15 protein-coding genes are annotated in these 10,207 nt (G+C 31.1%); 11 read left to right on the forward strand and 4 right to left on the reverse strand.

What is annotated here, in order from left to right; all coding sequences use genetic code 11:
- The first annotated feature begins 205 nt into the window (after nt 1-205).
- Together ACW9UN_RS01105 and ACW9UN_RS01110 are read left to right on the forward strand one after the other, a co-directional pair.
- The gene (locus ACW9UN_RS01105; RefSeq protein WP_459483138.1) at nt 206-610 is read left to right on the forward strand and encodes a DUF6943 family protein; all 405 of its coding nucleotides are present in this window, start codon (nt 206-208) and stop codon (nt 608-610) included.
- An 11-nt stretch (nt 611-621) separates the two neighbouring features.
- Entirely contained in the window at nt 622-993 is a 372-nt protein-coding gene (locus tag ACW9UN_RS01110) for a DUF2493 domain-containing protein (protein WP_459483139.1), read from the forward strand.
- A gap of 33 nt (nt 994-1,026) precedes the next feature.
- Here ACW9UN_RS01110 and ACW9UN_RS01115 read toward each other — a convergent pair whose 3' ends face one another.
- Genes ACW9UN_RS01115 through ACW9UN_RS01130 form a run of 4 tightly spaced genes read right to left on the reverse strand, consistent with a single transcriptional unit; the run spans nt 1,027 to nt 2,595 of the window.
- Entirely contained in the window at nt 1,027-1,215 is a 189-nt protein-coding gene (locus tag ACW9UN_RS01115; RefSeq protein WP_459483140.1) for a hypothetical protein, read from the reverse strand.
- A 3-nt stretch (nt 1,216-1,218) separates the two neighbouring features.
- Nucleotides 1,219-1,437 carry a hypothetical protein gene (locus ACW9UN_RS01120; RefSeq protein WP_340934802.1) on the reverse strand — a complete coding sequence of 73 codons (219 nt, stop codon included), beginning with the start codon at nt 1,435-1,437 and terminating at the stop codon, nt 1,219-1,221.
- Entirely contained in the window at nt 1,415-1,837 is a 423-nt protein-coding gene (locus ACW9UN_RS01125) for a DUF5675 family protein (protein WP_088352980.1), read from the reverse strand. Before ACW9UN_RS01125 ends, ACW9UN_RS01120 begins: the two co-directional genes overlap by 23 nt.
- 2 nt (nt 1,838-1,839) lie before the next feature.
- A complete protein-coding gene (locus tag ACW9UN_RS01130) occupies nt 1,840-2,595 on the reverse strand; it encodes a hypothetical protein (RefSeq protein ID WP_187482747.1) in 756 nt (251 codons plus the stop codon).
- A 156-nt stretch (nt 2,596-2,751) separates the two neighbouring features.
- Between ACW9UN_RS01130 and ACW9UN_RS01135 the strand changes: the two genes are divergently transcribed.
- The 9 genes from ACW9UN_RS01135 (at nt 2,752) to ACW9UN_RS01175 (ending at nt 10,158) form a co-directional block, all read left to right on the forward strand.
- Nucleotides 2,752-2,952, forward strand: a complete 201-nt coding sequence (locus ACW9UN_RS01135; RefSeq protein ID WP_347173928.1) for a hypothetical protein — start codon at nt 2,752-2,754, stop codon at nt 2,950-2,952.
- 560 nt (nt 2,953-3,512) lie between these two features.
- Complete coding sequence (locus ACW9UN_RS01140) at nt 3,513-3,845, forward strand: tyrosine-type recombinase/integrase (protein WP_459483151.1); 333 nt, start codon at nt 3,513-3,515, stop codon at nt 3,843-3,845.
- A gap of 170 nt (nt 3,846-4,015) precedes the next feature.
- Entirely contained in the window at nt 4,016-6,817 is a 2,802-nt protein-coding gene (locus tag ACW9UN_RS01145) for a TonB-dependent receptor (protein WP_459483141.1), read from the forward strand.
- A 155-nt stretch (nt 6,818-6,972) separates the two neighbouring features.
- Nucleotides 6,973-7,350, forward strand: coding sequence for a DUF2147 domain-containing protein (locus ACW9UN_RS01150; protein WP_459483142.1), 378 nt, complete (start codon nt 6,973-6,975; stop codon nt 7,348-7,350).
- Between the two features lie 42 nt (nt 7,351-7,392).
- Entirely contained in the window at nt 7,393-7,818 is a 426-nt protein-coding gene (locus ACW9UN_RS01155) for a hypothetical protein (RefSeq protein ID WP_459483143.1), read from the forward strand.
- On the forward strand, nt 7,805-8,464 hold the full coding sequence (locus ACW9UN_RS01160) for a hypothetical protein (RefSeq protein ID WP_459483144.1): 660 nt from the start codon (nt 7,805-7,807) through the stop codon (nt 8,462-8,464). Before ACW9UN_RS01155 ends, ACW9UN_RS01160 begins: the two co-directional genes overlap by 14 nt.
- Before the next feature lie 21 nt (nt 8,465-8,485).
- The gene (locus ACW9UN_RS01165; RefSeq protein ID WP_459483145.1) at nt 8,486-8,932 is read left to right on the forward strand and encodes a hypothetical protein; all 447 of its coding nucleotides are present in this window, start codon (nt 8,486-8,488) and stop codon (nt 8,930-8,932) included.
- A gap of 189 nt (nt 8,933-9,121) precedes the next feature.
- Nucleotides 9,122-9,418 (forward strand): hypothetical protein, encoded by a 297-nt coding sequence (locus ACW9UN_RS01170; RefSeq protein ID WP_459483146.1) that lies wholly within the window; start codon nt 9,122-9,124, stop codon nt 9,416-9,418.
- Between the two features lie 86 nt (nt 9,419-9,504).
- The gene (locus tag ACW9UN_RS01175; protein WP_459483147.1) at nt 9,505-10,158 is read left to right on the forward strand and encodes a hypothetical protein; all 654 of its coding nucleotides are present in this window, start codon (nt 9,505-9,507) and stop codon (nt 10,156-10,158) included.
- Nucleotides 10,159-10,207: the final 49 nt, after the last annotated feature.

Consider the following 10,207-nt stretch of genomic DNA (forward strand, 5'->3'; position numbering starts at 1 on the left):
AAGCCCTTCGGGTTTTGAAAAAAATCTCCACCAAATAACAACTTAATACTTAAAATTCAACATTCAGTAGTTGGTAGTATTTTTTTCAAAAACCTTGATAGTCTATCCTCTCCATTTAGAAACAGCTTTCTTTTTGTTGTTTTCCTTTCCAAAATTTTATGGGCAAAAAAATAGCAAAAGAATCTAAACCTAAAAATGGATACTTATGCAAATTTTTGAAATCAAAACCCACAAAATTGGACGAACTTACTCAAACCCACATTTTTTTATTTTGAATAAAGGATTAAATTCTGGAAAACCATTAGACAAACCTTGTCCAAACTGCTTTGTAATTTCCACAACTTCTAGAGCAAATAGAGAGTCTTTGTATTACCTGTGTTTATCCTTAAAAGTTGGTCAATACTTTGGGTATTATTTAAAAGGTTCTGTCATTCCATTTATTAGTATTTCAGACGTAAAAAAAGTAATCAATACTGCGCTGCAGAACTTTGAAGAACAACAATGGCAATTGAAAGTTGAAAAACTCAAAAAAATAACTGCTTTTGAAGAAAACTTACAACAACAATTGTCAACTATTTCAAAACTAAAAATAGCCTTATTAAGATCTTAACAAATTAAACTATGAAAATAATTATAGCTGGGAGCAGAAACTTCAAAAACTATCAAAAATTAAAACAAGAATGTGATAAATTTCTCCAGGATTATAAAAATATCGAGATTGTATCTGGAGCTCATTACAAAGGTGCAGACAAATTAGGAGAGAAATACGCATCCGAAAAAAAATTCAAAATCATAAAATTTCCGGCTGATTGGATAAAATACGGAAAAGCTGCTGGACCAAAAAGGAATAAACAAATGGCAATATATGCAGACGCATTAATTGCTTTTTGGGATGGAAAAAGTAAAGGAACAAAAAACATAATTCAACTTGCGAAACAAAGACATTTAAAAACTAGAATAATTCTCTTTGAAAACGAAATTCTGACTATCTAGTCAATGAAAACAAAAGAATACCCAGTACTAAAACTAGGTATTCTTTTGTTGCTTTCTAAAAAACAACCACTTTAATAATGTAGAAACAGAAAAACTAACAATTGCTCCAATAACAGCCATAATAACAGTAAAAAGTATATCGTCTAAACTAATAGTAAAAACTGTAGAAAGTAATGTTCCCCCAACAACACCTGACTTTATTTGAATATCGTTCTGAAACATATTTTATTCATCCTTTTTTTCCTCAGAAACAACGGCTTGACTAACTGCTGTAGCTACAGTTCCTGCAACAGTCATATAGGTTGCCACAGTAATTATTGCAGCAGGTATACTAACAGGAGCTGCAATAATAGCACCTCCTGCAGTAGCTAATGCAATGCCTATATTTCTTAATACTCTAAAAAATTTTGGAGTAGGTTTTTTATAACGTTCTATAATTTTCATAATTCTGTGATTTAATTTTTAATATTATTTTTTCTTTTCGGTCTTTAGCTTGATAAACTAATGATAATAGTTTCTGTAGTGCATCCTTGGAATATACACCTCTACCAATACCATTTAAGTAAGTTACAGGAGCAATACAGCCTTGTAAATCTTTTAAGGCATTATTTGCTGGATGAAATAAAATATAGCTTCTCCCTTTGACATTTTTCAAAATCAAATGATGTTGAAATCGTTTCGAAAATCTAGGAACAACTTCATAGGCTCCTTCAGGAATACAAGAAACATTTCTCTTATTATTTAACCAGGGTAACTCAATGGTATGACAAAGAAAATTATCAGAAGAAAAGAGAGTACCGTTAGTACCCTCTTTAAAATAAGCTCTTTGAAGCACTAACTCCATTATTATGGAGTATCAATTGTAACAACAGATAAAGCATTGTAAGCACCATTTTTAAGGGCATACATTTCTCCATTTACTTCTTGATAAAACTCTACACCTAAAACCTGTACTACTGGTAATGTAGAATTAGCAGTAATTGTTGCAGATAATGCAATTGCAGCAGTATTTGCAGCAGTATAAGGCAAAATTGCTGTTTCATCATTTTCAAATGTTGAAGTTTCATTTACAAAATCTAATTCAGAAGCCCCCATTACTACTTTAAAATGGGTAGTTCCTGCAGGTGCAGCAATTCTAACAGTTGGTGAAAATGCAGCCAAATCTAAAGTTGCATCTCCAGAAACTCTGTCAAATGTTTTTGTAAATGCAGCAAATAAAGTTGCTCCTAACTTTCCATTCAAATTGAATTCAAAACCCTCTAAAAGGCTTAAATTTCCATCTTGCAACGTTCTTAAACCTCTTTCATTAGTCGTATCTGTCTTTGTGATAGCCACTAAAGATTTTGTCAAACGAGAGACAACTCTTTTGTCCTTTGCATTTTGCAAAAGCACACGAATTGCATTTCGCAATACTTTACCACCTTTACCAGCTCTTCCAAATTCAGAACCATTTTCACGAGTTCTTTGAAAGGCAGGATCATTCTGAATTCTGCTTTTATCCACACCTCCTTTTTCACGTGCAAGGTGTCCATCACTTGTTTTATAAAAAGAAATACCTCCGATAGTTCCTTTTAGTTTAATAATTCCTGTTTGTTTTGCCATAATTTTACATTTTTTATGATTAATCTTTCAAATCACGTAACTTTATGACTTACTAAAGAAAAAGAGAAACCGATTAAAACCATTCTTACCGATTAAACCTAAATACTCCTAAAATGACACTACTGGTTTTAAGTATGGTTAAAGCATAGATAAAGTATGATGATTACAAAAAGAGCTTGTATATACCCAAAGGACATTCAACGTATCACAGGACGTAGCGAGCGTTATTGTCGTAAGCTTATTAATAGGATAAAAGAGTATTTAGACAAAGAACCTCATCAATTTTTAACAGTAAAGGATTTTGCTATTTATAGTGGTATTGAAGAAGAAATTATTAATAAATACTTAATAGATTAACCATAATATTTGATGCTATTTATCTGGTTTTAATGAAGTTAAATTCGTAAATTTGTCAAAGACGTTCTATCAAAATATACTATTTCAATTTAACTAATAGGTCAACAATTCGGTTCACACTGTTTTAGTATTTTACCTAAAGTATTGATTTTACTGCATAGTGGAGAATGAGTTATCATCCTGCCACCCCGACTAAAATGAATACCAATAGAAACTAAAACCTTGTAAATCGTATGATTTACAAGGTTTTGTGGTTTTTGGGTTATCATAGGAATTGAATTAATATGACTTAATTCGGGATCAACACCAAAAGTTGTGAGTTTTTAAGTGAAGGTGAACTGCAAGCCATTATCGAAAAAGAATTTGAAATTGAAAGATTAGAGCTTGTTAAGGATTTATTTGTTTTTAGTTGCTATACAGGTTTGTCATACATAGATGTAATGAACCTCAACGAAGATAACATCACTTTCGGTATAGATGGCGGAAAATGGATAATCACTAATAGACAAAAAACACATAATAAAGTATAAATTCCATTACAGCCAATTGCTGATGAATTAATTCAGAAATATGAGGGTCATATCAAAACTAAAAAGACAAAAACCTTATTTCCCAACATTTCAAATCAGAAGTTAAATTCGTATTTAAAAGAAATTGCAGATGTATGTAAAATTAAAAAGAACTTAACATTTCATATTGCAAGACACACATTTGCTACTACTATAACTTTAAGTAATGGTGTTCCAATCGAAACAGGGTCAAAACTATTAAGTCATACCAAAATAGCTACTACTCAAATCTATGCGAGAGTTATTGAAAGAAAGGTGAGTGAAGATATTAATAGTCTCAAACAAAAACTTTCAAATAAACGTTTGAAGAAACAAACTAGTTAAGAAATTCTCTTTTCTTTATAGATCTTTGAAAAAACACCTGTTCAATTCATTTGCAAAATTATACACTCTAGTAATCATTTTGTTCAATTCAGATGATTTAGCTGGTTGATGTTTTAACATTTCTGTTTTTTTAATGTAAAAACTAAACAACCAAAACTAAATTTATTCGAATGAAAATTATTTTAAAGACTTTAATATTGCTTTTTAGCACAGCTCTTTTGGCTCAAACCACAATCAAAGGAAAAATAACCGATGAATCAGGTTTATCGTTACCAGGCGCTAATGTTATTATAGTTGGCACTACAAATGGTGTAGCCACTGATTTTGATGGAAATTATACTTTAACGACCGAACAAATCCCACCTTTTACAATTAGAATTAGCTATACTGGTTTTCAAGATCAAACAATAGAGATAACTAAAAGCAATCAAAATATCAATATAATACTTATAGAAGGAAATGCTTTAGATGAAGTCATAATTTCTGCATCTAGAACACCAGAACAAATTTTCGAATCACCAGTAACTGTAGAACGTTTTGGCTTAAAAGAAATTAAAAATACAGCCTCTGTTGATTTTTATGATGGGTTAGAAAATCTTAAAGGTGTTGATATCAATGTAAATAGTTTAACGTTTAAGTCAATCAATACTCGTGGTTTTGCCACATTCGCCAACACAAGATTTATGCAACTAGTTGATGGTATGGATAATTCAGCACCTGCATTAAATTTTCCATTAGGAAATTTATTAGGAATGACAGAAACAGATGTTCAAAGTGTAGAAATATTACCAGGTACAGCATCAGCATTATATGGGGCAAATGCCTTTAATGGAATTCTTTTTATGAGGAGTAAAAGCCCTTTTGATCACCAGGGAATTAGTGGATATATCAAAAGAGGCATTACTTCTCAAGAAGCAGCAGGAGATAATGCTTACACAGATTTAGGAATTAGAATGGCTTACAAGTTCAGCGAAAAGTTTGCGGCAAAAGTTAATTTTGGTTATTTAAAAGGTACGGATTGGTTTGCAACTAGTGAAGAAGATAGATTCAATAGAGGGCTTACCAGAAATGATCTTAATTATGATGGAATTAATGTTTACGGAGATGAGGTAGTTTCCAATATTAATTCAGCTGCGCAATCATTAGAACAGCTTGGGCTTATTCCTGCAGGTTCTTCCGCGTTTGTACCTTCTGTGGATGTGAGTAGAACAGGTTATAATGAACAAGATCTTACAAATTATAATGCTGAAAGCGTAAAAGCTGATTGGGGATTGTATTTTAGACCTTGGGCAAATGATTTTGAAATTCAATATGTTGGAAAAGTAGGATCTGGTAATACAATATATCAAGGAGCAAATCGATACAACATAAAGAATTTCTTTTTACAACAGCATAAGATTGAGATAAGAAATGATAACTTCTTTGTTAGAGGCTATGTGACAGAAGATAAAGCGGGTGATTCTTATGATATGGTATTTACGGGAATCAATATTAATCGAGTTTGGAAAGATGACAACACTTGGTATGGTGATTATGTTGGTGGCTATCTTAATGCTATTCTAGGAGGTGCAACAGATGCAGAAGCGCATATTACAGGACGTACTGTTGCAGATACAGGTAGGTTTGAACCTGGTTCAGCAGACTTTCAAGCAGCTTTTGATCAAGTAACCAATGACCCAGATTTAAATACAGGTTCTAAGTTTCAAGACAATTCTAAAATTTATCATGGAGATATTAATTATAATTTTGGACATCTGTGGGATTGGGCTGAGGTTCAATTAGGTGGTTCTTATAGACAATATGAACTAAATTCTTCAGGTTCCATATATACAGACAAAAATGGGCCAATAAATTATGAAGAGTTTGGATTGTATACTCAAATCCAAAAAAATGTTGAGCTTTCTACCAATGTTAATATGAAACTCACAGGTTCATTGAGGTATGATAAATCAGAATTATTTGATGGTTTTTATTCACCACGTCTTTCTGCAGGCTTTACCATTAATAAAAATCATAATATAAGAGCTTCATATCAAACTGGATTTCGAAATCCTACAACACAAGATTTATATATAGGTTTAGATGTTGGTCGTGCTATATTAGTTGGAGGTGCGTCAGATAATCCATCAAGAGATATTAGAAGCTATGCGCTCAGTACTTCTGGACAAGCTATTACAGGACAAACTAATCTAGACGTAACAGCAGAAGGTGCATACAACAATTCCTATTTTGCGAGCTCTGTTCTACGATTTGCAGAAACTGGCGATGTTGCAGATTTAGAAATTGCTAATTCAAATTTTGTGCAACCTGAACAAACTTCTTCATTCGAATTGGGTTATCGAGGTAAAATTAATTCAATAATAGTGGATGCCTCAGTTTATTATAATCAGTTTAAAGATTTTATCTATAATGAGACTGTATCGTCACCATTTTATGGAGATGTCCAATTAACACAAACTTTACCAGATGGTACACCACTAGCTGTTGCAGCAATTGTAAATGGCGATAGCGAAGTATACCAAACTTATACAAATGCAGATGAGGATATTGTGTCTTATGGTGCTGCAATTGGGCTTTCTACAAAGGTTTTTAATGGCTTTGATTTTGGTTTAAATTATACCTATGCTAAATTAGATTTCGATAAGAATGCTAATTCTGACTTTAGAACAAATTTCAACACACCAGAACATAAAGTTAAAGCATCTTTTGGAAAAACTAATCTCTTTAAAAACTTTGGTTTTAACACCTCTTGGAAATGGAGTGATTCATATTTTTGGGAAGCATCTTTTGGTGATGGTTATGTTCCTGCTTACAACGTCATTGACGCTCAAATAAATTATCGAATTCCTAGTTTAAAATCTACATTTAAACTGGGCGCTACAAATTTATTGGGTGATGAGTATTTCACAGCCTTTGGAACTGGTTTTATAGGATCTCAATACTACCTGTCTTTAGTTATTGATAAATTCTAAAATATATAGATTCGATTAACTCTTTATACTTAAAACAATAAAGCTTAAGCGGCTTTTGTTCAATTCGACTTTGGTTTTGTTCAATTCAGTTAATTTAACTAATTCACATCTGATTTCTATACTGATATTTGACTAAAAATAAAAATTATTGAATTATGAAATCAATGTTTTTAATGATTACTTGTCTATTGACAAGTGTGGTTATTTTTTCTCAAAGTAGTATAGAAGGTATTTGGCAGCCAGAAGGTAAAGATGCTATCTTCAAAATTTATGAAGAGAATGGAAAATTCTATGGACAGTTAATTGGCTCAAATAACAAAGATGAAGACAAAAAAATAAAAGAACAAGAAAGTATTGTTTTATTGAGAGATTTACAAGAAGAATCAAGTAAAACATATTGTTGTGGTACTTTTATTTCACCAAAAAACAAAAAGAAAGCTTCAGCGAGTTTAAAGCTTAAAGACGAAGACACCATTATTCTTAAAGTAAAAAAAGGATGGTTTAGTAAATCAATTATTTGGACTAGAATTTAAAAAAGATAAAATTCAGAAAACTGATTATTAATCCCATAAATTATGAATAAACAATTAGCTCTTAAAATTAGTTCAATAGTGCTTTTATTGGTTGGACTAATGGATATATTACGAGGAGTTTTACACACATTTCGAATTAAATATGCGATGTTAAATGGTGCTAAAATTGAACCAGTTACAGACAGTTTAGTCTTAATGGGTGCCTTTGGTATTTCCAATTTCCTTACAGGTTTCCTCTACCTGTTAATAGTTTGGAAGGTGAAAAAGATTGTTCCCTATGTACTATTGATAATTCCATTCAGCTATTTTCTAGGTGGTATAGGTGTGCGCTATTCAAATGTCGTTTTACCGGCGGATAAATTTAGAGGACAATACATTATGCACTATTACTTATCTATATGCTTCCTGGTAGCCTTATTTTATTTCGTCGTAGTAATAATTAACAAACTCAGAAATGAAAATAAATAAGTATCACAAATATACCTTGTTAAATTGGGGTCTTGCTTTTGCTTTATTCTTGGCGTTTTTAGTTTGGCATGGCAACTTGAGTAGTCCGCTTTCATTTGAAGAAATTGAATTATATGCCAGTGAGTTACATAAACGTACCCCAGAACGTTCAATTGAAGAGTTAAAAAAGCTTTTAGCTAATGACAAAGGTAGCCCAATTTTTATGGTAAACATTATAAAATACTTTGATAAACCTGTCAAACTTAAGGGTCAAAAGAATAACGTAGAAGCGAAAAAGTTGGTTAAAACCTATAACAACTATGTTGGTAAATTTCTAATTCAACACGGTAGTTATCCTATATTTTTAGGGAGTGCTTTAGGTGGTACAGCTGCGGCTTGGGGTGTAAATGAGGAAGATTCTGAGGGCTGGTCAGAAGCTGCTATAGTTAGATATAAAAATATTCGAACAATGATGGAACTCGCAACCGATGAGCAGTTCAACAAAAATCTTGAGTACAAGCACGCATCGCTTGCAAAGACCATTATTTATCCGACTGAGTGTAAGATTATGCCTAGCCAACTAGAATATCTGGTATTTTTTATAATTCTTTCTACAACCCTCGGTTCACAACTATTTATCACTTTAAGGTATAAAAAGAGGTATTAATTTAAATCTAAAATGAAGTTTATGAAATTAAAAATTCAAATATTACTCGTAGTGTTTTTTGGTCTTACAACATTAAAAATAGAGGCGCAACAGCCACCAAATTTTAATGCTTTGAAAAGAGCTGGTATTGAAAAATACGATTCGGAAAAAATAAATAAAAAATTAAAGGTTACTGAAGAAAAATTGAAAGGTCAAATTACAAGGCATATTCAAATTTATAACCAAGAAATGGACAACCTTTTGTTGTTGCATTCTGACACACTGAAAGACTTAGAAAATGAATTTGATAGAAATGTAAGGATTGCTATGCAAAACAGAGACCCCAGTCAAATGGATGGTGTAAAGGCAAAAATTGAGAAAATAATACCACCAATCCGTTTAGATGTTCAGAAATTTAAAAAACACTTAAATATTGAGTTAAATAAGATTTTAAACGAAAAGCAATATAAAAAATGGCTTAAATATTAGAAAATAATTTTCTATTAAGTTTTTATTTGGTAAACCTGTTTTTGCTAAATATTCAATTTTTTGAATTGTTTGTTAACTATTCATCCACATCATTGGTTGATGTGGATGTCTTTTTTATATCCTACCATTACTAATATTAGTAAAAAACAATTACAATCCTACACTAAAATTATTTCACTTATGTCCAAGATGAAGATTTTAATTTTATTAGTTTTTATATTAAAACTAACATATTACAATGCTCAAGAAAAAAGAAGTTTTACATTTAATAATGATATAATCGAATACATTTGTTTTACGAATATGAGCTCTGGTCTCCAAGCTTTTCCAAATCACAATGCAAAAATTATTTTGGTGAAAGATGATACAATTGTAAATGAATATATAAAATTAGTTAACATAAAAAATCAATCAAGTGCAAGAAAAGACCATACATTTTATTACTATGTAAAGTTACCACGATTAAAAATGTTAACCATTATATAACGTTTTTAAAAAAATTTGTAAAGACTAATTACAGACAAGATTTTTTTGATAGAAACACAGTATCGTTAAGTTTAAATGAAGAAATAATGCCCCTTAATTGTGCCTCTTTATCTCGTTTGAATCTAACTTTTGCTAAAATTTTGGTATCAAAATCATCTAGGTTACTCGATTATAAAAGTAGGTTTATTATAACCGATAATACAGATAAAAACGAAAGCCTTGTTACCTCAGAAAAATATGATATTTCCGATCATGAAAGTGCAAGACAACAGAGAGAATATTATAAAATGATTAACGGCTTAGCTTCTTGGAGAAAAACGTTTTTTCTAACCGTTTCTTTTGGTCAAAATTTTATCGATGGTAATTATAAAACTGACTTTGATGAAGAAACTTTGGTAGATATCAGTGACATTAACAGTTTATGGAATTTTGATTTTGGCTATATGTTTACAGATAGGTTTGGTGCTTTAATTGATTTTACTTTGCTCTCAACCAAAGATCAAGAAATTAAATTCAGTGGTGGTGATATAAGTGGTTCTGGTTATGGTGCAGGGATCTTTAAAACAGGTTTAGGGTTAAGATATATACCTTTTTTAAAAAATAATTGGAGTATTTATACAGATTTAACCATTGGTGCTATAAATGCAAAAGCTGGTGGTGGATCTGGTAGTTTATTTGATGGTCAAAATTTTAACGAGAGTTCAGAAAAAAGGGTACTAAACCAAAAAGTGTGTAAGTAAAGTTATTCTGAAATTTTTCTAGAGCAATCTTTGAATTGCTCCATGAGGA

It is taken from the genome of Polaribacter litoreus (assembly GCF_054584775.1).

Excerpts from the sequence above, each read along its gene's own strand:
- ACW9UN_RS01165 (WP_459483145.1), top strand. The coding sequence starts at position 8,486 with ATGAAATTAAAAATTCAAATATTACTCGTAGTGTTTTTTGGTCTTACA.
- ACW9UN_RS01110 (WP_459483139.1), top strand. The coding sequence starts at position 622 with ATGAAAATAATTATAGCTGGGAGCAGAAACTTCAAAAACTATCAAAAA.
- ACW9UN_RS01170 (WP_459483146.1), top strand. The coding sequence starts at position 9,122 with ATGAAGATTTTAATTTTATTAGTTTTTATATTAAAACTAACATATTAC.
- ACW9UN_RS01160 (WP_459483144.1), top strand. The coding sequence starts at position 7,805 with ATGAAAATAAATAAGTATCACAAATATACCTTGTTAAATTGGGGTCTT.
- ACW9UN_RS01125 (WP_088352980.1), bottom strand. The coding sequence starts at position 1,837 with ATGGAGTTAGTGCTTCAAAGAGCTTATTTTAAAGAGGGTACTAACGGT.
- ACW9UN_RS01135 (WP_347173928.1), top strand. The coding sequence starts at position 2,752 with ATGATGATTACAAAAAGAGCTTGTATATACCCAAAGGACATTCAACGT.
- ACW9UN_RS01115 (WP_459483140.1), bottom strand. The coding sequence starts at position 1,215 with ATGTTTCAGAACGATATTCAAATAAAGTCAGGTGTTGTTGGGGGAACA.
- ACW9UN_RS01150 (WP_459483142.1), top strand. The coding sequence starts at position 6,973 with ATGAAATCAATGTTTTTAATGATTACTTGTCTATTGACAAGTGTGGTT.
- ACW9UN_RS01175 (WP_459483147.1), top strand. The coding sequence starts at position 9,505 with ATGCCCCTTAATTGTGCCTCTTTATCTCGTTTGAATCTAACTTTTGCT.
- ACW9UN_RS01130 (WP_187482747.1), bottom strand. The coding sequence starts at position 2,595 with ATGGCAAAACAAACAGGAATTATTAAACTAAAAGGAACTATCGGAGGT.
- ACW9UN_RS01120 (WP_340934802.1), bottom strand. The coding sequence starts at position 1,437 with ATGAAAATTATAGAACGTTATAAAAAACCTACTCCAAAATTTTTTAGA.
- ACW9UN_RS01145 (WP_459483141.1), top strand. The coding sequence starts at position 4,016 with ATGAAAATTATTTTAAAGACTTTAATATTGCTTTTTAGCACAGCTCTT.
- ACW9UN_RS01155 (WP_459483143.1), top strand. The coding sequence starts at position 7,393 with ATGAATAAACAATTAGCTCTTAAAATTAGTTCAATAGTGCTTTTATTG.
- ACW9UN_RS01105 (WP_459483138.1), top strand. The coding sequence starts at position 206 with ATGCAAATTTTTGAAATCAAAACCCACAAAATTGGACGAACTTACTCA.